Annotated in this window: 22 protein-coding genes; 14 read left to right on the top strand and 8 right to left on the bottom strand. The window is 47.0% G+C overall.

Going from position 1 to position 20,695, the window contains the following annotated elements; all coding sequences use genetic code 11:
• Positions 1 to 124 precede the first annotated feature (124 nt).
• The 4 genes from AAA939_RS01680 to AAA939_RS01665 all read left to right on the top strand — a co-directional run bounded on the left by AAA939_RS01680 (position 125) and on the right by AAA939_RS01665 (position 3,533).
• Positions 125 to 1,537, top strand: a complete 1,413-nt coding sequence (locus AAA939_RS01680; protein ID WP_338208068.1) for a C69 family dipeptidase — start codon at positions 125 to 127, stop codon at positions 1,535 to 1,537.
• A 62-nt stretch (positions 1,538 to 1,599) separates the two neighbouring features.
• Complete coding sequence (locus tag AAA939_RS01675; protein ID WP_338208069.1) at positions 1,600 to 1,845, top strand: hypothetical protein; 246 nt, start codon at positions 1,600 to 1,602, stop codon at positions 1,843 to 1,845.
• A 134-nt stretch (positions 1,846 to 1,979) separates the two neighbouring features.
• On the top strand, positions 1,980 to 2,543 hold the full coding sequence (locus tag AAA939_RS01670; RefSeq protein ID WP_338208070.1) for a biotin transporter BioY: 564 nt from the start codon (positions 1,980 to 1,982) through the stop codon (positions 2,541 to 2,543).
• Positions 2,544 to 2,555: 12 nt separating this feature from the next.
• Positions 2,556 to 3,533, top strand: coding sequence for a biotin--[acetyl-CoA-carboxylase] ligase (locus AAA939_RS01665; protein WP_420914913.1), 978 nt, complete (start codon positions 2,556 to 2,558; stop codon positions 3,531 to 3,533).
• 74 nt (positions 3,534 to 3,607) lie between these two features.
• Here AAA939_RS01665 and AAA939_RS01660 read toward each other — a convergent pair whose 3' ends face one another.
• Positions 3,608 to 4,774: a hypothetical protein gene (locus AAA939_RS01660; protein ID WP_338208072.1), complete on the bottom strand. Its 1,167-nt coding sequence runs from the start codon at positions 4,772 to 4,774 to the stop codon at positions 3,608 to 3,610.
• Positions 4,775 to 4,935: 161 nt separating this feature from the next.
• On the opposite strand from AAA939_RS01660, the gene AAA939_RS01655 reads away from it, so the two are divergent.
• Both AAA939_RS01655 and AAA939_RS01650 read left to right on the top strand, forming a co-directional pair.
• Positions 4,936 to 5,484 (top strand): PadR family transcriptional regulator, encoded by a 549-nt coding sequence (locus AAA939_RS01655; protein ID WP_338208073.1) that lies wholly within the window; start codon positions 4,936 to 4,938, stop codon positions 5,482 to 5,484.
• Positions 5,481 to 6,914, top strand: a complete 1,434-nt coding sequence (locus tag AAA939_RS01650) for an MFS transporter (protein ID WP_338208074.1) — start codon at positions 5,481 to 5,483, stop codon at positions 6,912 to 6,914. Before AAA939_RS01655 ends, AAA939_RS01650 begins: the two co-directional genes overlap by 4 nt.
• 58 nt (positions 6,915 to 6,972) lie before the next feature.
• Here the strand turns inward: AAA939_RS01650 and AAA939_RS01645 are convergent, their stop codons facing one another.
• Together AAA939_RS01645 and AAA939_RS01640 are read right to left on the bottom strand one after the other, a co-directional pair.
• Positions 6,973 to 7,239, bottom strand: a complete 267-nt coding sequence (locus AAA939_RS01645; protein ID WP_338208075.1) for a hypothetical protein — start codon at positions 7,237 to 7,239, stop codon at positions 6,973 to 6,975.
• Positions 7,240 to 7,356: 117 nt separating this feature from the next.
• On the bottom strand, positions 7,357 to 8,319 hold the full coding sequence (locus AAA939_RS01640; protein ID WP_338208076.1) for an L-lactate dehydrogenase: 963 nt from the start codon (positions 8,317 to 8,319) through the stop codon (positions 7,357 to 7,359).
• Positions 8,320 to 8,682: 363 nt separating this feature from the next.
• Between AAA939_RS01640 and AAA939_RS01635 the strand changes: the two genes are divergently transcribed.
• On the top strand, positions 8,683 to 9,999 hold the full coding sequence (locus AAA939_RS01635; protein ID WP_338208077.1) for an ammonium transporter: 1,317 nt from the start codon (positions 8,683 to 8,685) through the stop codon (positions 9,997 to 9,999).
• A gap of 126 nt (positions 10,000 to 10,125) precedes the next feature.
• On the opposite strand, the gene rpiA is transcribed toward AAA939_RS01635, so the two are convergent.
• Positions 10,126 to 10,797 (bottom strand): ribose 5-phosphate isomerase A, encoded by a 672-nt coding sequence (rpiA, locus tag AAA939_RS01630; RefSeq protein WP_338208078.1) that lies wholly within the window; start codon positions 10,795 to 10,797, stop codon positions 10,126 to 10,128.
• Between the two features lie 209 nt (positions 10,798 to 11,006).
• Between rpiA and AAA939_RS01625 the strand changes: the two genes are divergently transcribed.
• The 3 genes from AAA939_RS01625 (at position 11,007) to AAA939_RS01615 (ending at position 13,856) form a co-directional block, all read left to right on the top strand.
• Entirely contained in the window at positions 11,007 to 11,570 is a 564-nt protein-coding gene (locus AAA939_RS01625) for a matrixin family metalloprotease (RefSeq protein ID WP_338208079.1), read from the top strand.
• Positions 11,571 to 11,861: 291 nt separating this feature from the next.
• Positions 11,862 to 13,367: a multicopper oxidase family protein gene (locus AAA939_RS01620; RefSeq protein ID WP_338208081.1), complete on the top strand. Its 1,506-nt coding sequence runs from the start codon at positions 11,862 to 11,864 to the stop codon at positions 13,365 to 13,367.
• Positions 13,368 to 13,487: 120 nt separating this feature from the next.
• A complete protein-coding gene (locus tag AAA939_RS01615; RefSeq protein ID WP_338208082.1) occupies positions 13,488 to 13,856 on the top strand; it encodes a DUF1304 domain-containing protein in 369 nt (122 codons plus the stop codon).
• A gap of 201 nt (positions 13,857 to 14,057) precedes the next feature.
• Here AAA939_RS01615 and AAA939_RS01610 read toward each other — a convergent pair whose 3' ends face one another.
• Both AAA939_RS01610 and AAA939_RS01605 read right to left on the bottom strand, forming a co-directional pair.
• A complete protein-coding gene (locus AAA939_RS01610) occupies positions 14,058 to 14,567 on the bottom strand; it encodes a YbhB/YbcL family Raf kinase inhibitor-like protein (protein WP_338208084.1) in 510 nt (169 codons plus the stop codon).
• A 28-nt stretch (positions 14,568 to 14,595) separates the two neighbouring features.
• The gene (locus AAA939_RS01605) at positions 14,596 to 15,795 is read right to left on the bottom strand and encodes a DUF2075 domain-containing protein (RefSeq protein ID WP_338208085.1); all 1,200 of its coding nucleotides are present in this window, start codon (positions 15,793 to 15,795) and stop codon (positions 14,596 to 14,598) included.
• A 112-nt stretch (positions 15,796 to 15,907) separates the two neighbouring features.
• Here AAA939_RS01605 and AAA939_RS01600 point away from each other — a divergent pair, with 112 nt between their 5' ends.
• The 3 genes from AAA939_RS01600 to AAA939_RS01590 all read left to right on the top strand — a co-directional run bounded on the left by AAA939_RS01600 (position 15,908) and on the right by AAA939_RS01590 (position 17,497).
• A complete protein-coding gene (locus tag AAA939_RS01600; RefSeq protein WP_338208086.1) occupies positions 15,908 to 16,378 on the top strand; it encodes an Rrf2 family transcriptional regulator in 471 nt (156 codons plus the stop codon).
• Between the two features lie 150 nt (positions 16,379 to 16,528).
• Positions 16,529 to 16,849, top strand: a complete 321-nt coding sequence (locus tag AAA939_RS01595) for a hypothetical protein (protein WP_157061080.1) — start codon at positions 16,529 to 16,531, stop codon at positions 16,847 to 16,849.
• A 102-nt stretch (positions 16,850 to 16,951) separates the two neighbouring features.
• Entirely contained in the window at positions 16,952 to 17,497 is a 546-nt protein-coding gene (locus AAA939_RS01590) for an acetyl-CoA carboxylase biotin carboxyl carrier protein (protein WP_338208087.1), read from the top strand.
• 76 nt (positions 17,498 to 17,573) lie between these two features.
• Here AAA939_RS01590 and rihC read toward each other — a convergent pair whose 3' ends face one another.
• On the bottom strand, positions 17,574 to 18,485 hold the full coding sequence (rihC, locus tag AAA939_RS01585) for a ribonucleoside hydrolase RihC (RefSeq protein WP_338208088.1): 912 nt from the start codon (positions 18,483 to 18,485) through the stop codon (positions 17,574 to 17,576).
• A gap of 136 nt (positions 18,486 to 18,621) precedes the next feature.
• Between rihC and AAA939_RS01580 the strand changes: the two genes are divergently transcribed.
• Positions 18,622 to 19,536 (top strand): oxidoreductase, encoded by a 915-nt coding sequence (locus tag AAA939_RS01580; RefSeq protein ID WP_338208089.1) that lies wholly within the window; start codon positions 18,622 to 18,624, stop codon positions 19,534 to 19,536.
• Positions 19,537 to 20,188: 652 nt separating this feature from the next.
• Here the strand turns inward: AAA939_RS01580 and AAA939_RS01575 are convergent.
• Complete coding sequence (locus AAA939_RS01575; RefSeq protein WP_338208090.1) at positions 20,189 to 20,638, bottom strand: ribonuclease H family protein; 450 nt, start codon at positions 20,636 to 20,638, stop codon at positions 20,189 to 20,191.
• Between the last annotated feature and the right edge of the window lie 57 nt (positions 20,639 to 20,695).

The following is a 20,695-nucleotide window of genomic DNA, read 5'->3' as shown; positions in this document are numbered from 1 at the left end:
AACGACCCATTAAAATTGCGTAAGAATTTTTGTTAACGTTTCCATCAACCTAGCAATTTTAATTAGAGCGTGTAAAATTGAAGTGGTAGAACGTATTCATAATGATTAATAGAGGAGTGTTTACATGAACGAACAAGCATGTACCACCATTTTAGTTGGGAAAAAGGCGACCGTGGACGGTTCCACGATCATTGCCCGTAACGACGATACTTTTATGCCGATTACGCCACAAAAGTTCATCGTTCACCCAGCAGTTCACGGGCGGCACGAAACGCTGACTTCTGGTAAGAACGGTTTTACTGCACCACTACCAGAAGACGGTTATCGTTACCAAGCCGTTCCAAACATCGAAGTTGCCGCAAAGGGTGTCTTTGAAGAAAACGGCTTTAACGAAAAGAACGTTGGGGTTTCTTCAACCGAAAGTGTTTATGGTAACGAACATACTCTGACGTTCGACCCATTTATTAAAAACGGTTTAGCAGAAGACTCATTACCAACGATGCTGACACCATTTATCGATTCCGCTCGTGGTGGGGTTGAATACTTGGGCAAATTAATTGCTAAGTACGGCTCACCTGAAGGTAACGGGGTCCTCTTTAACGATAAAAACGATGTTTGGTACATGGAAATTGTTACCGGTCATCACTGGGTCGCACAACGGATTCCTGACGACGCGTACGCGGTTGCCGCAAACCAAGTTGCCATCCAATGGGTCGACTTCAATGATCCCGACAACTTTATGTGGTCCGAAGGCATTCAAGGATTCGTTGAAGAAAACCACTTGAATCCAGATAAGGAAGGTTTTAACTTCCGTCATATTTTCGGAACGGATAATGAAAAAGACCGTCACTACAACACCCCACGGGTTTGGTACGGTCAACATTACTTCAATCCAGAAATTGAACAGGATCCTCAATCTAGTGAATTACCATTCATTTGCCACGCTGACAAGAAAATTTCCGTTGCCGATGTGGAATATGTCTTAGGGTCACACTACAACGAAACGAAGTACGATCCATTCTTGAACACGCCGGAAGCCAAAAAGTTCCGTCCAATTTCAATGAACCGGACCCAAAACTCACACGTGATGCAGATTCGTAACGACGTGCCCGAAGAACAAAGTGCCATTATGTGGATGACCTTTGGGACACCAGCATTTGCACCATTCTTACCATTCCACGCCAACGTTTCTGAAACTGATCCTAGTTTCGCCAACACGCCATTGAAGTACGATATTAAGAGTGCTTACTGGTTATATCGGACCGTTTCAATGATGACGGAAACCCACTACGCTGATTTTGTTCAAGATAACATTGATTACTTGAAAGAATGCCGCATCGAATTGGGCCAATTTGTTGCTGAAACCGATAAAAAAGCAGCTAAGTTGTCTGGTGATGAATTGACGGCCTTCTTAACGGAACAAGACAAAGTCATGGTTGCGAAGATGCGTGATAAAGCCCAAGACTTCATCGGCGCCTTAGTTACCAAGGGCTTAACGCTTTCGAAGTTAACTTATAACGTTGATATCAACCTTTAAACTTTCGCGTTCGGGACGTAAGTGTGTATAATTAAGGTACCAATCCTAAGGAGTTGATCGATATGGATGAAAACGTTCTTTTTAATCCAGGCGATGCGATTTCAGAATCTCACGATTTTAATCAAGCGCTCCGGAGTGCCGATATTTATAATGCACAGCACGGTCGTAAGCGTGGGCTACTAATCGCACGGCCGTTGGAAGAAGATCATGGCTATTCGGTGTTTTACGCGGATGATTTGATTGCAGCGGATGGTTCTAAGCCGGACGCACGCAGATACCACGTAGAAAAACGAATTCCCAAAGAATAACGCAATCGTTTTACAAGTAACGGAACGACTCTTAACGGAGCCGTTCTTTTTTAAACTAATAGTAACCCGCTATATTGAAAATGGGTTACTATTAGTTTAAACTGTTAGTAATTTATAAAAGGGGTGTGCGGGGCATGACGAATCAGCAGCAAATTAAGCACTTAACACAGACCGCGATGGTCACGGCACTAATCATTGTTTTAGGCTTCTTTCCGGGTATTCCGGTGGGCTTTATTCCGGTACCAATTATTTTACAAAATATGGGGATCTTTTTAGCAGCCGAATTATTAGGACGCAAATACGGCACGGTTGCCGTGGGGCTGTTTCTAGCTTTAGCCGCGTTGGGATTGCCGATTCTATCGAGTGGTCGCGGTGGTGCCGCGGTCTTTGTCGGTCCAACGGGCGGCTACTTAGTCGCATGGTTACTGGCGCCAGTCTTAATCGGCACCTTATTGCAACGGACGCACGCCGCGGAAACACAAAACTGGTGGCGAGAGTTACTGATCGTTTGGATTGCCGGAATTGGGTTCATCGACATCGTTGGGGCTGTCTGGTTGGCCATTCAGTCGAACATGGCTTTGCCCGCCGCATTACTCTCCAACTTAGCGTTTGTTCCGGGCGATTTGATCAAGGGGGCACTAGCCGTCGTGATTGCCCGCCGCGTCCGTAGTGTCGTTGACTTTGGCATTCCGGTTTAGGAGGGAAAAATGATGGTCGTATCAACAAAGAAAAAAATTTTAACGACGTTAATGGCCCATCCCGACGAATGGCTGTCTGGGGACCAGCTGGCGCAACAAGTCGGCATTAGTCGCGAAAGTGTCTGGAAAGCCATTAACGGGTTACGTAAACGGGGCCACCAAATTGCGAGTCGTAAAAACCGGGGGTATCAGTATGCGGGGAGCCAACAACTGGATGAGTTGGCAATTCAAGTCGCGGCTGGCACGGATTTTGACGGCGTGATTCAGGTGACTGACCAAACGACCTCAACGCAGGACTTGGCAAAGCAATTTTTAAGCCAGCACGCGCAACCGCAGTTGGCCGCCTTTTTTGCCAATCAGCAGACGGCCGGCTACGGTCGGTTAGGGCGGTCATTTTATTCACCTAGTCAAACGGGATTATATTTTAGTTTAGTTTTACCTAATCCTAGTAACGACTTGTCGCGGGTTGGTTTGCTGACCACCAGTGTCGTTGTCAGTGTTGTGAAGGTGTTGCAACGCTTTTTCCCAACTCAAGGTTTTGGGATGAAATGGGTCAACGACATCTTTTTAAATAATCACAAGGTTGGTGGAATCATTACCGAGGCGAGCATGGAATTAGAATCAACTTCGGCGTCCGCCTTTATTGTCGGTGTCGGCTTAAACCTAACGACCGCAACGTTTCCGCGGGAACTAACGGCCATTGCTCAGGGGATTGACCCTCAAGCAAATGTGGACCGCAACCGGCTAGCGGCGGCCTTACTCAGCGAACTAGTTGCGGCTTATCAGCAATACCCGACGACCGCGTTTTTACCTTTTTACCGGGATAAGTCGGTGGTACTTGGCCGTGCAGTGACGTTGCAAGTCGGACAACGAACGGTTAACGGAATGGCGTCCGCCATTGATGATCAGGGTGGGTTAGTCTTGAAGTTACCTAATGGTCAGCACCAAAGTTTTACAAGTGGTGAAGTGACGCGAATGCGTCAAGCTTAAATTGCACTCAGATAAAAAGACCCGTCAGAAATTCAAACTTTCTGACGGGTCTTTTGGTATTAGTAGCTTAATTTTTAAAGGTTACCGGTACTTTTTAGCCGCTTTTCTAAGAGGTAAGCGTCCATGTAACCGAAGGATAATTCGACAACTTGGTCAAGTTCAATTAACGTGCCAACGTGGTTGATTTGATTTTCTTCATCCACGCTGTAGAAAATGAAGTGGCCGTTTGTGATGGCCCCGGGATAACCGGTCATCGCTGGCAACATTGGATTTTCAGTCGTTAAGTGGACCAGGTTATTGAAGGTGCCCGATTGACGTAAAATTGCTTCGAATAAATCGGTCGTCGCGTCGAATAGGCGTTCATTGTTCAAAACGGGTTGAACGTCCAGTTCGTATTGCCGGTTTAATTCAATGAACCCGCGCATGGTTTGCAAGTAGTCGGATTGAATCGTGACGGACTCAATTAACGACTGCCGGCAAAGTGTGTAGCCACCGAACTGGCCGGTCATGTCGATTAAGTTTAATAAGACGCTATCGCTATTGAGGGCGTTAACAAAGCCGACGAAGAACATGTCAGAGCCGTCCGCTGAGCGAATCGTGATCAGCTGATGTTTCTGTTGGGCCTGTTTCAAAGTTTCGGCGATTGCAGCTTTGCCGGAAATTTTGATGGCATCTTCGTGCTGGTACTTCGTTTTAACAAAGGTACTTTCTAATAGTAGTTCGTTACCACGAAATTCGATAATTTGAACCGCGTCAAGGTCTAACGACTGCGTGTCGTTGTGGCGGAAGTTGAACTTATCGAACATTTTAAAATCAAAATTTGTTGAATTAATGTTGGTGACTTGGCCTTCAATGTACTTATCGTTATTGGCCAAGACGAGTAGGACGACTTGCTGGCTAGCCACCGCTTTGCCCATGATTTGGGATAAAGCAGCGTGCCGGTCATCTAAGTGGAGTGGTTCTTGTGGCACTGAATTCAGACGCTCTGCCGCGGCGTTCTCCAGTCGAAACGCCATGTTGTCTAAGTCTTCACTCATCATTTCGACTTCGTCAATGACGTCGTAACGCATAAAAACGGCGCCGTCCTGTACCCCGGCGTCATCGTAAGTGTTCATGACCACGCCATCGGGTGCCAGACTATCGATATAACCGGTATAAACCACTTCGCTATTAGCCTGATAAAGATTGATGAGGTGGGCTTGTTTTGCTGCTACTTGCAGGTCTTCCATAATTGTACTCATCGTGTCTAACCCCCTTAAGTTTGTATGCTTTATCATAGCACTTTTTGGCTAATTGCCGGTACTTTTAGTCACCTGCGGCCTGGTTTGGTAAGTGACTAAGCTTGCAATATATCTAAAAGATATATATACTAAAGCACGCGAAAGATAGGTGACAATGGACGATGTATGAACTTTTTATTCTTGGCCAGCTGATGGATCACCCGATGACCGGGTATCAACTGCGCAAAGCGCTGACTAGCGTGGTTGGTCAGGAGCTAACGATCAGTTTTGGAGCGCTCTACCCCTTGATGGATAAGTTAGCTGCGGCGGATTTACTGACAATGGATTTCAAGCGCACACCAAGTAAACGACCGCAAAAGCTTGCGACGATTACGGCTCGTGGTCAAAAACGGTTTCGCACGCTAGTCCTAGCACCCGTAGCGCTCAATAAGCAAACCCAATTGACTTTTCAGATGAAGGTCAATTTTTTACATTTGCTGACGATGGCGGAACGCGGCATGGTACTAACGGATTTTCAACAATTTATCAGTGGTCAGCTAACCCGCTTGGCGAGCCAAGCAACGCATATTCATCATAATCCCAATATGTTAGTGGCTGATATTCAAGACGCGTTATTGGTGAACGACTTGCAACGCGTACGGGCGCAGGCCCAATATGACTGGGTGACCCGACGATTAGATCATATGGAACGGGAGAAATATAAAATATGAAAAATACAGCTTTTGCGACGGACCCGCAAATCCAAAAGCACCGCTGGTGGATTTTAGTGGCGGTCTGCCTATTTACCTTTATGTCGACGCTGGACGGAAGCATTGTTAATATTGCGTTACCAGTGATGAGTAAGGACCTAGGCATACCGATGAATCAAGCGGAATGGGTCGTTTCGATTTATTTGATCGTGATTTGCGCACTACTGCTATTATTTGGAAAATTAGGCGATACCTTAGGTAAGATTCGAATCTTCAAAATTGGCTCCGTTCTATTTACGGTGGGGTCGTTGCTGGCAGGATTTAACTCTGGGCTAACCTTGCTGCTAGTCTCACGGGCCGTTCAGGCGGTGGGTGCAGCCATGACGATGAGTACGAATAACGGGATTATTACCGAAGTGTTCCCATTTAAAGAACGCGGGCGCGCACTTGGGATGATTGGGTCCTTCGTTGCGCTCGGAAGTATTGCTGGTCCTGGGATTGGTGGCTTAATTCTAGCCCACTTAAGTTGGGGCTATATTTTCTGGATCAACATTCCAGTTGGCATTGTTGCCATTATTTTAGGCGCTATTATCTTACCAAAAGACGTGACTACGACGGCCCAACCGCTGGATAAACTTGGCTCCGGATTGTTCGCCGTCTTGATGGTGACGCTGTTTGCGGGGATCTTCATTGGACAAGAGATTGGGTTTGCGAAACCCGTCATTCTATTGTTGTTTGCGGTATCTGCCATTATCTTGGCCGCCTTTATCCGGGTGGAATTACACCATGATAATCCAGTATTAGCGTTGAAGTTGTTCAAAAATGCGCAGTTTAGTATCAGTATTCTCTGTGCTTTGTTGATTTTTATAGCTAACTTTTTCTTCAACGTTATCGCGCCGTTTTATTTGGAAAACGCGCGGGGCTTAGCGGCTAATTATGCGGGCTACGCATTAATGACGTTCCCGATTGTCCAAGTCATTGTGGCGCCGATTGCAGGGGCGGTTTCGGATAAAATTGGCCCAGAATTGTTAACGTTTATTGGATTGATTTTGATTTCAATTAGCCAGATTGGTTACATGATGGCCAACTTAGCGACACCGTTATGGATCTTCATGGGCTTTATCGGTCTCGTTGGTTTTGGGAACGGAATCTTCATGGCGCCGAACAACTCGATTGTGATGAGTTCGGTACCGGTCAAAGACCTTGGCGTTGCCGGCGGGATTAACGCGTTGGCGCGTGAACTGGGAATGATTATTGGTATTTCGGCTGCGACGACCGTGCTGTTCTCAGCGATGAGTCGTTCAGCGGGGTACAAAGTCACGTCGTACTTACCAGCTCATCCGGAAATCTTCATCTCCGGGATGCGTGTGGCCTTTATGGTGTCACTGGTAATCTGTTTGATTGCGACGGCGATTACCGGGATGCGACTGTTTAAACGGCAACGTGCTTAAAATTAATGGCTAAAAAAGACACTTCAGAAAATTTCTGAAGTGTCTTTTTGATTGAATGCTAACCCTTTAAGTAACCGTAACTCCCTAAAATAACGAGGATGTAGCCGGCGACAATAATCAGTGACAACAACATGCCACTGCCTTGCTTAAAGCCGCGCGACTGACAAAAGTTTAAACAACTACTCGTTACAACGGTGAGCGTTACCCCAATGAGAATGACGCTAAGTAATTGACCCCAACGACCAAATAGAGCACAACCAATCCCAACAATCGTCAAAAGAATAATCACCAACCAGCGTTGGCGCGTCGCTAATTGTCGTCGCATGTTTGATCCCACCATCTAAATAGTTAATGTGTTGAATGTTCTGTTTAGTAAAATTTTAACATTGACAGTAGACTTTTTCCAGTCGTTTCAGGGAATTCGCGGGTTAATCTAGTATTCCTATGCACGTTTTTCTTGTTTTTGATCGGCTTGATGGGCTAAAACGTCATCGAAAGCGTGGAACTTTTCAATAATGGTGTCGGCAGAGGCTTGAAATTTAGTTTCTTCATCATCAGTCAATGCTAACGTCGTGACACTTTCAACACCGTCTTTACCGATGATGGCCGGTTGTCCAATGTAGGTTTCAAAACGGTCGCTGTAAGCAGATACCGGGCAGGCGAGGCGGGCGTTAGCGAAAACGGCTTCGCTAAGTTTAACCGCGCAGGTCGCGATAGCAAAACTCGTGTAGCCCTTCCCAGAGTGAACCGCCCAGCCACCGTGGCGTGCTTCAGCTTCTAGCGCGTCTAAATCGAGGTCGTGGGTCTTAGCTAGTTCAGTGATTGGAATCCCGTTGACTTGGACGGTGGACCAGGCGCTGAATTGGGATTCACCGTGTTCGCCGTAAACGTAGCCGGTCACGTTTTTAGGATCACAGTCGAAGACTTCGGACACGACCTTTTGCATACGAGCTGTATCAAGAAAGGTCCCCGTGCCGAAGACTTGTTGCCGGGAGAGCCCGGTTGCACGTTGGAAGTAGTGGGTAATGGCGTCACACGGGTTCATTGTATCAATGACGACACCGTTAAAGCCCGTTGCTTTAACTTTTGGCGCAATGTCTTGAACGATTTTACGAGTGTATTCGAATTCCGCCCACCGGTTGCCCGAAGCGTGATCTAGCGCGTGGATGTTGCCACTAGTGATGAAAAGGATATCTGTATCCGTTAGTTCTGAGTAGTCGTTAATTTTGATAATGGTTCGGCTATCCAAACGCGCCTGAGCATCTTGTAAGTCCAGTTGTTCAGCCCGGGCCTTTCCAACGTTCGTATCAATCAAAATCAATTCATCAGCGATTCCTTTACAGACAAGGGTATAAGCAATGGTGGCGCCAACGTGGCCCACACCGATAATGGCATATTTTCGCATAAACAAAGCCTCCAATTTTATTATTAAGACTATATCTAATAATCTAATCATTCTTTAATAATGGTGACAAGTTTACAGCGGTGACCGGGCATCGTCAATCAATGAAAAGGGTTACGTTTTAAAAACGTTATTTTCTTAATGGAAAGGGCGGTATCACCCGTTTACTCCGATTAAGTGCTTAAGATAACAAGTAAAATAGCGATTGTTACAAAAGATGACATTAATTTGTGGAAAGTCACTAAATTAACGCTGAAAATCGTGAAGGTTGAAAAAAATGAGCCTAAATATTAAAAAATTTTAGGTTTATTTGATTAGTAATGTTATAATTTCTGACATCAAGTGGTATAGATTGGAGTTGTTATTATGAATGCAGCAAACTCAACGTTTTTGATTCTTTCCAGCATATTGGTTTTCTTCATGACGCCCGGTTTAGCCTTTTTCTACGGTGGGTTAGTTTCTAAACGTAACGTTGTTAATACGCTATTGTCAGTATTTATGATTTGTGGGTTAGCGATTATTTTATGGTTGGCAGTTGGCTATTCGTTGTCGTTTTCGGGGAATGCTTTTGGCGTTGTTGGTGATTTAAAAGCGGTGTGGTTACACGGTGTTGACCTGACTGGGTTGACGCCAACGAAAATTACTAATGGGTTGTACCTCATTTTCCAAATGATGTTTGCGATTATTACACCCGCTCTGTTCGTGGGTGCCGTAGTTGGCCGCATTCGGTTTAAATTTCTATTATCATTTATTATCTGTTGGTCGGTATTGATCTATTACCCAATGGTGCATATGGTTTGGGATAACGGGTTCCTAGCCAACCTAGGGGTTATCGACTTTGCTGGTGGGACGGTGGTCCACATTAACGCTGGGGTGACCGCGCTAGTCTTGTCGATTTTCCTTGGCCCGCGGCGTAAGTTCGGTCAGGACACCGAAGCGCATTATAACGTGTTGTGGGTGTTGTTAGGTACTGCAATTTTGTGGATTGGCTGGTATGGCTTTAACGCTGGGTCCGCGTTGGCGATGAATGACATTACCGTTCAGGCCTTTCTAACGACGACGGTGGCGACCGCAACGTCAATGATGACGTGGATGGTTATTGAAATGATTACCCGGGGCAAGCCAACACTTGTGGGTGTCTGTACCGGAACGTTGTGCGGTTTAGTTGGGATTACGCCGGCTTGCGGGTACGTCACGATTTCGGGGGCGTTCTGGATCGGATTACTGGCGACCTTTGCGAGTTACGGGTTCATCAGCCTGATTAAACCGCGGTTAGGAATTGACGACGCGCTTGATGCGTTTGGTTGCCACGGCGTTTCTGGGATTGTCGGAAGCATTTTGACCGGGTTATTTGCCAGTAAGCAGGTCAACAGTTCGATTGCCCAAAGTGGCTTGTTCTACGGGGGTGGCTTTAAATTATTTGGCCTACAATTGCTAGCTACGGCCTTTACGATCGCATTTACCGCAGCGATTTGTACGATCATTATTGTTGGCTTGCGACGAGTCGTTAAGATGCGCGTTGACGAGCAGGAAGAAGCACTGGGACTCGATCAAGGTGAACACGGTGAAGTAGCCGATTACACGGTTCCAATGAGCAAGGAATTGAGTAGTATGCAGGCACATAGTGAAGAGTTCAAGGGGCAGCTGTCACAGTTGTTGAATCATCAGGAACGGTTCCGATGAAATGAAGAGCGGAACAAACTGTCTTTTACCCCACGTTTCTACTATAAAAATAGAGCCCCATTCAAGTTCGTCGTTAAAACGGACAACTTGAACGGGGCTTTTACTATGGTACAAATGATTATCAACTTAGAATAACTGGTTAACCGTTTGATTTTCCGCGTCACCTAACAAGGCGTTAGAAACTAACCGGTCGAAGTAAGACGTTTCAACAACGCCGGCGAGTGCGGACAGCTCCGCGTTGAGTTTGTGTAAATTGTCATAGCTTGGAAAATGACAATCAATGAGTAAGTTACCATTATCGGTAAGGGTGAAACCGTCGCGGTTAGTTGCGGTACGAATGGTTGCTTGACCACCCAACTCGCTGATGGTCCGCATGGCTAATGATAAGCCGGCGGGCAGCACTTCTAAGACGAGCGGCGTCTTCGTATCAAACTGATCGACGAGACGTTCTTGCATGGTTAGTAGCCAGTATTCGTCTGCTAAACTGGCAATGATTTTTTCGTTAGCGTGGATGCCTCCGCCACTTTTCAGCGCGTTGCCGTGGTGGTCCAGCTGGTCGCAACCGTCAAAAGCGATGTCGATGCGGTCACAGTACTGCGTATCGATGACGGTATAGCCTAGAATGGTCGCAAGTTGCCGGGTCGTGGGTGAGGGGGTGACCACGGTAATGTCGTTGACGTGATTGGCCGCTTCCTTCACGAGTTCACCAACGGTCGTTCCGCCACCGAAACCGACGACCATCTGTGGTTTGATGAGTGTCAGCGCCCGTTGCACAATGGCTTGTTTAATATTTTCCATGATTGTTCCTCCAATGTTAGACACTAGTTATGATTAGTTTTATGATAGCACGCCGGTTGACGGATAACGTAATTAACTAACAGGTAAAATGGAAGTTAATGCGTTTCAACTCTGAAAATGGTACTTTCGAATACGAGTTTCAGGCAGTGAGTCGGTAGAATTAAACCGTTGATGGCAACCTTCGTTGTGGCGGAAGAAGGTTACAAGCAATGAGCAGAGAGAGAAGCTTTAAGTTAAGTTTAACTGTATTAGCCGTGTTGGTTGGGATAGGATTTACACCGATGACGAATGCCGGCGCGTCAGCAACGCCGTTTGCCCGTAATCGTTGGCCGCGGGCCCGGGTCACTTATGTGATTCAGGGTGCGCATTATGACCGCTCCGTTTATGGGGCGGCCATTCGCGCTTGGAACCGAACGGGACAGTTTAAGTTTGTCGCGGGGACAAGGGCGCATCATCAATTGACGCTCACCACGAGTAATGCGACAACCGGGGAATATTATCAGTTAGCGGGAATCACGTTTATGACTGGCTATAATAACGGTTATTACACGCAGGGACTCGTCAAGTTGTTGACGCGTAATTTCTGGACCTATCGTTACAGTTATTGGGATGAAGTCCACGTTGCGGAACATGAATTGGGGCATTGTATGGGGCTTCAGCATAGTACGGATAGGCGCAGCGTTATGTTGGCCGACAATCGCTATAATGGGATTAGTCGGGCAGATATTGCGGCGGTTCGATTACGTTATCGGTTACCAGTTGGCGAACTTTGAATTTTAAGTTGGTCATCACACGGGGTTGCCATCGATATCAGTGGGTATGACCGACCCCACTTTGGTTTTTAAACCAAGGTCGTACCCTGGGGCTGTGACGAACTGCCACGGCCCTTTTTATGTACTGAAATTGTACGATTGACGCGGATTCTGGGGGCTAACGGATCAAATGTTGATTGGGTTAAGATTGACACTCGTTTAAAGTAATTCTAAACTGAGGGTAGCGTGTAAAGCGCTATCAGTATTCTGTTCACAAGTATTTGAGGTTTAGAATTTTAAGGGGATGTCAACATGGCAAAAAAAGTCTATACTGATTATTTTTTTGATGAACCAGCTTACAATACACACGACGGTGGCTATATTCCGCTAGTCACGCCTAAAACGGCCCCACAACCGTTGGCAATTCCGCCGCTGTTGAAGCCGGATAAGCAAACGGCAACGGACGATTATTACACCGTCAAAGCCCAAGCCAGTGAAACACAATTTTTACCTGGCAAGAAGACGAAGACCTGGGGTTACAATGCGGGTTTCTTAGGCCAAACGATTGTTTTTCGTAATGGCAAAAACACACATATTGATTTAAAAAATGCGTTACCAGAATTAACGACTTTCCACTGGCACGGCTTGAACGTGCCTGGGCCAATTACCGATGGTGGCTGTCACGCACCGGTTTATCCGGGCGAAACGAACCACATTGATTTTAAGGTCCATCAACCAGCCGCAACCATTTGGCTTCACGCCCATCCATGTCCATCCACAGCGACCCAAGTTTGGAAAGGGTTAGCTGCGATGGTCATCATTAAAGATGACGTCGAAGACCAATTACCATTGCCACGTAATTACGGGGTCGATGATATTCCGTTGGTTTTACAAGACCGTGAATTCCACGAAAATAATCAATTCGATTATAAAGCGGACTACGATCCAGACGGTGTGCAAGGTCATACGGCACTAGTTAACGGGACCGTTAACCCGTACTTTGATGTCACCACACAACGGGTTCGGTTACGGATCTTGGATGGTTCTAACCGGCGTGAATGGCGTTTACACTTTGACGATGATTTGGCCTTTGCTCAAGTCGGGTCCGACGGCGGCATTATGCCAGAACCCGTCTACATGACAAAAGTTATGTTGACTTGTGCGGAACGTGACGAATTAGTCGTTGACTTTGGCAAGTACCAACCCGGCGATGAAGTCACATTGATGACTGATGATACGCCACTATGCCACTTCCGAATCAAAGCTTTTGAACCAGATGACACCAAGTTACCTGACCATCTAGTTGATATTAAGGACGAAGCACCAACCCCTGGTTTACCCGTTCGTAAGATCACGATGGATGGGATGGACGAACAAGTTGCCATGGATGGTAAGAAGTTCGACATGCAACGGATCGATGCCCGTCAAAAAGTTGGCGACGTTGCTATTTGGGAAATTCGGAATACGAATAGTACCAAAAACGGGATGGTTCACCCGTTCCACGTTCATGGGACGCAATTCCAAGTATTGGCCAGAAATGACGGTCCAGTCTATCCTAACGAACATGGCCTGAAAGACACGGTTGGCGTCAACCCTGGCGAAATCGTGCGGATCAAAGTTAAGTTTGAATTGACTGGGGTCTACATGTACCACTGCCACATCATTGAACATGAAGATGGCGGGATGATGGCTCAAATCGAATCTTATGATCCGGATCATCCAAAGACGTATCATTTAATGGATATGGAAACCTTACGGAACGCCTTTGCTAAAGAAAAGGGCGTTAAACCGGAAGATGTTTGGATGCCCGGCTGCTAAAAATTGAATGTGTGATTGATTCTCAAGTTTACTAATTAACCGGTATACTAGTGATGAGGATCAGACGGCTGGTTAACGTCTGAGTTGACCGGCCGTTTTTTTAGTAGGGGAGGGATTTAGATGCAAATTATTGCAACGATTATGGCTGTGTTGGTCGCCTTAGAACATTTCTTTATTTTATGGTTAGAGATGTTTAATGCGAATAGCGATATGGCCGCAAAGGCATTCGGGGTACCGCGGGATTTATTAAAGATGCCAGAAGTTCAAACCTTGTTTAAAAATCAAGGCTTATACAACGGCTTCTTGGCAGTGGGAATTTTATTCAGTTTATTCATCATGCCAGCAGCGGCAAGTGCCGGGGCGACGCTATTTTTCTTAGCCTGCGTACTCGTTGCCGCGGTTTACGGCAGTGCGACGGCTAGCAAGTCGATCATTGTGGTGCAAGGCTTACCCGCATTGATTGCGTTTATTTTAGTCTACTTGGCATAAAAAAGAGTGCGAAAAAAGGCGAATAGGTTGTGAGCATTAACGTGAAATCAATGATTATTCCTGGGTTTGGAATAATTGCTGATTTTGGGTTAAGCGGAGCAAACTGCCTTTTTTCACACGTTTCGACCATAATAATAGAAAAACGCCGTTCAGAAAATTATTTTGAACGGCGTTTTTCTATGAAATGATTTAAATTTTACATTAGACGCGTCCGATAACCTGCGTCTTTGCGGTAGCCAGGACGTGGCCGGCGATGGCATCGTGAAATTCGTTGAGCCAGTAACCGGATTGCAAAGGCAATTCAGTATCTAATGCGAATAATTTGAATGAATAGCGGTGATCTTTGTCGGGCGGGTACGGGCCAACATAGTGTTGGCTAACTTTTGGATCGGTTTCGCCAACGTAACCCCCGGCAGTTGAATTATTGCCCTGGATCATTGGAATGGCGCCCGTTTGGCTGGCGTTTTCCGGAATTTGAGTGGTCGTCGCTGGGATGTTTGCGGCAATCCAGTGAATCCAAGTAAAACCACCGACCGGAATGGCGTCGTGGTCGACGAATGTAAATGCGAGTGAATGAGTTCCCGCTGGTACCCCACTGATGTTAATTGGAAACGAAATGATGGGGTGGCCTTTATACGTTTGTGCGGGCACAGCTTGTTTGGAATACAGCGCGGCTAGCGCACCGTCAATAGTCGGAATCGAAACTTGCATGTGGCAACCTCCTTAATTGTTATCTTAATTATAACGCTAATAGGTGCCGTCGTAACACGGGGTCAACCGCATAGAGGTATAGACCGTAACGGCCACGTTTCATCAAGACGTTAATTGAGTTAAAGATGATCTGTTGCTGCAACGGTTCAAGATTACCGAGGTCTGACCGCTTTTTGAAAGCCTCTTGGTCTTCGTAACGTTCCGGACGAACGATGACTTGGTCGTGTGCCTCGTCATAGCCGACGGAAGGCCCTAAAATAACGCCGGCGTAATTGAGGTCAAATCCTTGAATCGTGTAGATTGACCCCACTTCATCGAGGGTCTCTGGCCGTAACGCCCAGGGCTCATCCGTCAAATTGACTTTATCCCAAGACAGCTTGAGCTGTCCCGCCGTCACGTACCACGTGCCGTGATTAACGACGTACGGAAAGTCGGCGGTGGCAATCATTCTAGACAGCCCAACTTGCTGATCTTGTTGCCGAATTTGATCGTACATGGGCTGACCGTCAGCGAAGATCTGTAAATCAAAGTTGGCATCGGTCGGTTTAGGAAGCAGCTTTCCTTGGGTGAAGCCGTCGATCCAATTGATGACTTGGTCGTTACCGGTGACGCGAAACTGTTGGTCAAGGTTAAACGTTTCGTGTGGATAGTGGGCCAAAAATGGGGCTAAATCAGCGCTGTGCCAATAACTTTTTAGTTTGAGCACTTGCTTAGTATCAAAGACGAGCACGACGACGCGACTGTGTTTAATGAGTTCGCTGAGTTGGTTCTGGCCATTGAACCGGTTATAGCAATCCGATTGGGTCAACAGTAGGTGGGCTTCGTCGATAAAGACGACGTCAGCGGTTTGGTTAGTCTTGGCTAGCCGGTTGATCAGTGGCGTCGGCTTTTGAAAGTCCTTTTTGCGGAGATCGGGGTCGTCACCTGCGAGCTGCTTATAAATTTTGAGCATTTCATTGTGATTGACGACGAGGTAATTAGTCGTCCCTTGTAAGGGAGCTGTTGCATCCTTACGACGACTTTGGGCTTGTAGCCGGCTAAATGCAGCGGCTAACACGGCGCTTTTTCCCGTTCCGGCGTCTCCGTGGATGACGAAGAGCCCGGTTTGTTCCTGGTTCAAATGGGTCGTAATGAAGTTAAATAGTTGAGTTTCTAATCGTTGTTGTGCCGGCGATAATGCGGCTTGATCCGTCAGCTTAAAGGTGGCGGCACTCATATTTGGTTGCATTCACTTTCCCTCCGAGCGCCATTATAACGCAACTTTTAGGCTAATTGAAATGATACTGATTACAGTTGGTGGTAAAATAAGGGTACCAGTAAAAGGCGGGAGGGATTTTAAAATGAAACTCGATTTTTCGGTTGCCGTTCACAGTATTCTTTACTTGGACGCACACCGGCCTAATAAGGTATCTAGCCGCGAATTAGCACAATCGTTGCACTTAAACCCAGTGATGATTCGTAATATTTTATCCGTGTTGCATAAGCAAGGCTATTTGATTGGGACGGTCGGCAAGAATGGCGGGTACCAACTTGAAAAAGAGCTTACCGCCATGAATTTAGGTGATCTTTATGATCTCACCATTCCGCCGACCCTCAGTTACGCGCGGTTCATCACGGGACCGTCAAAGACCGATGAACAGGTCGGCCAGTCCCCGATTGCGACCAATATTAGTGAAACGTTGACGGATCTTTTCACCGTCGCTGACCGACAATACCGGGAGTACTATCACCAGTTTACGATGGAAGACCTTAAAGAAGATTTGCATCACCATGGTTATTTTTTAGCTAAAGAAGCACATTTAGAATCTTAATTAAAACGGCGGACTAGTTTGGATATTAAGGCGGTTGAACTTAACAACCTTAATTAGAAACGGGTTCGCCGTTTTATATTGCCATGTGCCGGTGACGATGCTATCTTAGACCCAATGTTTAATTGGTAACCGTTGAAAGGGGTCTTGGCAATGAAGCCACGTTTAGTTATTGTTCATGAAGAGGGCCGTTATCGCGAACTTTCTGACAACCGTTACTGGATCGAATCACCTGAATTTTGGGGTGTTGATGGTCGCGGTGACACGGTCAGTGAAGCCATTGGAAATTTTTTGACCAACCTCGTTCAATATTGTCATGATTATTATCAACGGGATCTGTGGCGGCTCGATGATCGGCTACTGCAGTTGGACCACGTTGACGCGGTGCTAGCGTACGCGAATGCAGGCAAGTCCCCAGCGCCACTTTTTTTATTTAAAGTATTGCCGACCAGCGGGGCTCTGGCTTCAGCCTAAGACTTAAAATAAACGAATTCTTAAAAAAGCGTTCATACTTCTAACACAATCCTGCGGTACACTAGCGTTATAATCGATGCGTAACCACAGGAGGTCTGTTTAATGGATTTGGATAAGATCTATCAATTAATGGATAAATTTGAACAAAGTAGTTTAACGAGCTTTGAATATCATGATCAAGATTTTGGCATTCAAATGGGTAAAAAAGGCCATGGCAAGCCGGTCGTCACGACGCAGCCAACCCCGTTACCAACGCAACCAGTTGAAAGCCAAGCGCCGGTCGCCCCAACACCGGTAGGAACGCCCGCCGCCGCAATGGCCGAACCAGCTGCGACAACGGTTGCTCCCGAAACAACTAGTGCCCCCGTTGCCGAGGTGGATCCAATCGATCCTAAGGAATGCGTCACGGCACCAGTTGTGGGAATCTTTTACCAAGCCCATTCGTCAGAAGAAGCACCGTACGTGCAATTAGGCGATCACGTTACCGTGGGCCAACAAGTTGGGCTGATTCAAGCGATGCAGATGATGCGGCCAGTCGTTGCTAAGCAGGCGGGCCAAGTGAAGGCCTTCCTAGCTAAAAACGGTGATGAAGTCAACTTCGGTCAACCACTGATTCAGTTGATTCCAGATACACCGGACGATATTTAATCTAAGGAACGCAGCTTAAACAAAAAAACCAATCGAAATTTTCGATTGGTTTTTTGTTTAAGCGTCAATATTTTAATTAACCGATAGCGGCAACCGTCGTCAGGAACCAGTCGTTGAAGGCTGCGGCGTCGATGTCGACACAGACTGTCGCGTTGGTTTGCCCGTCGTGATAAGCCCCACGGATATCACCAACGGTCTCGCCATTGGCTGGTCCGTCCGTTTGCACGTCGATCCACATTTTTTCGGTGGTGAAGGCTTCGGGGTGGAGCAAGTAGAAGAGGGTGTTCACGTCGTGCATTGGAATCCCGGTTTGACCGCCATCGTGGTAATGGTCGAAGAGGGCGTGCAACATTTCACCGGTACGACCGACCGTGGTCAACTTGTCCATCGTTTCCGGCGTTAGTAAGGCCTTCATGGTGACGTCTAAGCCAACCATCGTGATGGGAACGCCGGATTGATACATGATTTCAGCGGCGTGCGGGTCCGTAAAGACGTTAAATTCCGCGGCACTAGTCATGTTTCCTTTGCCAAGGGCCCCACCCATGGCGACGATTTCTTTAATGTGTGGCAAGACTTCGGGATAAGTTTTGAATAATAGGGCGATGTTCGTGTACGCCCCGGTTGGCACTAAGGTGATGGGCTTGTCGGCGGCTAAAATGTAGTCCCGCAGTGCTTCGACCGCCGTTTGTGGCAACGGGTCGGCCAAATCAGTAGGAAAGTCGTAGCCCGGCATTCCCGAGACACCGTGAATGCGGACGGCATCTTCGAATGGTTTCAGTAATGGCTGGGGTGCGCCACCCGCTACCGGAACGTTACTGTTGAAAAAGCGGGTCAATTTTAAGGCGTTGAGGGTCGTTTTATCAACCGTCACGTTTCCTGCGACCGTCGTCAGTAATTGTAAGTCCAAGTCGGGGTGATTTAATGCGATGGTAATTGCTGCAGCGTCGTCAATTCCTGGATCAGTGTCCATAATAATCTTAGTTGCCATATTATTCTTTCCCTCCAATTAATTGCGTTTTGTGATAGCTCTATTTTAGCATAACCGGAACCATGAATTCGATTGCATTTGCGCAGTGATTGACGTAGCATGACAGTAAGATTATGAAACGATGGAGGAACCTAGTATGAATCAACCACGCGTGATTTTAATCACGGGAGCGTCCTCGGGAATCGGTAAAGCCACGGCCTTGAAATTACAGGCCCAGGGAAATATCGTATACGGGGCAGCGCGCCGAATCGAAAAAATGACCGACCTAGCCGCGGCCGGTGTGCACGTGCTAAAAATTGATGTTACTGATGAAGCGACCTTAGTAGCTGCGGTAAAAACGATTCAAGTGGAACAGGGACGTCTGGACGTGTTGATCAATAATGCGGGTTACGGCTCGTACGGGGCGTTGGAAGACGTACCGTTATCTGAAGGTGAATACCAGTTTAAGGTCAACGTCTTTGGTGTCATGCGGTTGACGCAACTTGTTTTGCCAATGATGCGGGCGCAACATCGTGGTCGGATTATCAACACATCATCAATTGGTGGCAAAATCTATCAACCGCTAAGCGCCTGGTATATGGGGACTAAGCACGCCATCGAAGGAATGAGTGATTCCTTACGGATGGAAGTCGCCCCGTTTGGGATTGATGTTATTTTAATTGAACCCGGTGGCATCAAGACCGAGTGGGCTGGGATTGCGGAAAAGAAACTCTTAGAAGTTTCCGGTGACACGGCGTACGGCCAACAAGCGGTTAAAGTTGGGGCAATGTTGTCGTTATTTGACCAGTTCGCATCTAACCCCGGCGTCATTGCCAAATTAATGGCACGCGCTGTTAACGACGTGAAGCCCAAGACGCGGTATCACGCGGGGATGGCTTCTGGTCTATCGCTAACCGCACGGAAATGGTTGACTGACCGCCAGTTCGACCGGGCCATGAACCAGTCGGTTAACGGCGCGGCAAAACTAGCCAAAATTATTGGTCGTTCGGATCGGCGGGTCGGTAGCCGGCATTACCGGCACCGTACTAAGGGGACTCCTGAACAAGAGTAGTCGTGATCCATTGAAAGTAGCAGTGCCAATTATTAGTTAATATCTGGAGGTTGAAAGTTAAATTTAGGGATTGATTACTGTTGTATCAGTATCTAAACCAATAAAGATTAGCTACTTGTAAGCTAGTCCGGCTGTCACTGATGACATGCGGTCGTGGGACCGGGGTAAGCCAAAGAGCGGTCTCACCCCTCGCCCGGAACAATTGCAAAGGTCGCAATTGTTCCGAACCGTCCGTGGCCTAAGACCGGAAAATCACCGGTCAAAAGCCACCTTCACGACCGATATCATCAGTGACAACCTCCGATTATCCCAATCAAAATAGTAAATCTGTTTTTAGCGCAGTCGGGTAGCCTTGGTGTGCTGTGTCGGCAAGATTGGCAGATTTTTCTTATCTGCCAATCTTGTAGGGCGATTCAAAGACGTGGGTTATCGGCTTGGAATTGAGGGAGCAGACCGCACTTTGGCTGGGACCGTCCCTCATAGCACACCAGGGCTACCCGACGGAGTGGATAATTTAGGAATAACTATCACTACTGTTACAGTGTTAATCGCAGTTTTAGACTTTTCAACCTTTAGTTAGTTAATATTACTTAAATCGTACAACGAGCGCGTCGGGAATTTTTCCCGACGCCTTTTTTGGTTTTGAATGGCATCATAATTGCGCCAAAGTTTTCTGAAGCGCCGTTGTCACTAAGGCCGTGTTCTTAGAGTGGTGGACCGAATGTTCTGTAAGCGTCAGGTCTGGAAAACGGTCAGTTAAAGCAATCAAAGTCTCCCACAATTGTTGGTTTGCAATCGCGTGATTGTCAATTTTCCAGCCGTTTTGACGCCATACCACGTAAGTTTGCTGACTAAACGCGGTTAAAACGTCTCCGGCGGGTAGACTCACAATAATGGGGAGGTCGTGTCGTTTTAAGGCTTTGAGACTGCTAATGAGCGCAGTTAGCAGGATGGCGTTACTGGTGAGCGTGTACTGGCCGGCGGTGAGTATTTTTTGTTGGTCACGATAAGTTAGGAAGGCGGCCCAAGCTGCGGCTGGGACGCCTTTCTTTGGTGACTTGGTGACGACTTCGGTCACGAGATAGATTTGAATCGTTGACATAGAATTACCTTTCCAAGAAATTTAGTGGACACTTTTAAATTACGGGATGTGGGTGGT

It is taken from the genome of Lactiplantibacillus paraxiangfangensis (assembly GCF_036246185.1).
Lineage (GTDB): Bacteria > Bacillota > Bacilli > Lactobacillales > Lactobacillaceae > Lactiplantibacillus > Lactiplantibacillus paraxiangfangensis.
Note: the sequence above shows the minus strand (reverse complement) of the source record. Positions and strands in the feature narration are given on the sequence as shown.

Excerpts from the sequence above, each read along its gene's own strand:
- AAA939_RS01680 (WP_338208068.1), top strand. The coding sequence starts at position 125 with ATGAACGAACAAGCATGTACCACCATTTTAGTTGGGAAAAAGGCGACC.
- AAA939_RS01675 (WP_338208069.1), top strand. The coding sequence starts at position 1,600 with ATGGATGAAAACGTTCTTTTTAATCCAGGCGATGCGATTTCAGAATCT.
- AAA939_RS01670 (WP_338208070.1), top strand. The coding sequence starts at position 1,980 with ATGACGAATCAGCAGCAAATTAAGCACTTAACACAGACCGCGATGGTC.
- AAA939_RS01665 (WP_420914913.1), top strand. The coding sequence starts at position 2,556 with ATGGTCGTATCAACAAAGAAAAAAATTTTAACGACGTTAATGGCCCAT.
- AAA939_RS01660 (WP_338208072.1), bottom strand. The coding sequence starts at position 4,774 with ATGAGTACAATTATGGAAGACCTGCAAGTAGCAGCAAAACAAGCCCAC.
- AAA939_RS01655 (WP_338208073.1), top strand. The coding sequence starts at position 4,936 with ATGTATGAACTTTTTATTCTTGGCCAGCTGATGGATCACCCGATGACC.
- AAA939_RS01650 (WP_338208074.1), top strand. The coding sequence starts at position 5,481 with ATGAAAAATACAGCTTTTGCGACGGACCCGCAAATCCAAAAGCACCGC.
- AAA939_RS01645 (WP_338208075.1), bottom strand. The coding sequence starts at position 7,239 with ATGCGACGACAATTAGCGACGCGCCAACGCTGGTTGGTGATTATTCTT.
- AAA939_RS01640 (WP_338208076.1), bottom strand. The coding sequence starts at position 8,319 with ATGCGAAAATATGCCATTATCGGTGTGGGCCACGTTGGCGCCACCATT.
- AAA939_RS01635 (WP_338208077.1), top strand. The coding sequence starts at position 8,683 with ATGAATGCAGCAAACTCAACGTTTTTGATTCTTTCCAGCATATTGGTT.
- rpiA (WP_338208078.1), bottom strand. The coding sequence starts at position 10,797 with ATGGAAAATATTAAACAAGCCATTGTGCAACGGGCGCTGACACTCATC.
- AAA939_RS01625 (WP_338208079.1), top strand. The coding sequence starts at position 11,007 with ATGAGCAGAGAGAGAAGCTTTAAGTTAAGTTTAACTGTATTAGCCGTG.
- AAA939_RS01620 (WP_338208081.1), top strand. The coding sequence starts at position 11,862 with ATGGCAAAAAAAGTCTATACTGATTATTTTTTTGATGAACCAGCTTAC.
- AAA939_RS01615 (WP_338208082.1), top strand. The coding sequence starts at position 13,488 with ATGCAAATTATTGCAACGATTATGGCTGTGTTGGTCGCCTTAGAACAT.
- AAA939_RS01610 (WP_338208084.1), bottom strand. The coding sequence starts at position 14,567 with ATGCAAGTTTCGATTCCGACTATTGACGGTGCGCTAGCCGCGCTGTAT.
- AAA939_RS01605 (WP_338208085.1), bottom strand. The coding sequence starts at position 15,795 with ATGCAACCAAATATGAGTGCCGCCACCTTTAAGCTGACGGATCAAGCC.
- AAA939_RS01600 (WP_338208086.1), top strand. The coding sequence starts at position 15,908 with ATGAAACTCGATTTTTCGGTTGCCGTTCACAGTATTCTTTACTTGGAC.
- AAA939_RS01595 (WP_157061080.1), top strand. The coding sequence starts at position 16,529 with ATGAAGCCACGTTTAGTTATTGTTCATGAAGAGGGCCGTTATCGCGAA.
- AAA939_RS01590 (WP_338208087.1), top strand. The coding sequence starts at position 16,952 with ATGGATTTGGATAAGATCTATCAATTAATGGATAAATTTGAACAAAGT.
- rihC (WP_338208088.1), bottom strand. The coding sequence starts at position 18,485 with ATGGCAACTAAGATTATTATGGACACTGATCCAGGAATTGACGACGCT.
- AAA939_RS01580 (WP_338208089.1), top strand. The coding sequence starts at position 18,622 with ATGAATCAACCACGCGTGATTTTAATCACGGGAGCGTCCTCGGGAATC.
- AAA939_RS01575 (WP_338208090.1), bottom strand. The coding sequence starts at position 20,638 with ATGTCAACGATTCAAATCTATCTCGTGACCGAAGTCGTCACCAAGTCA.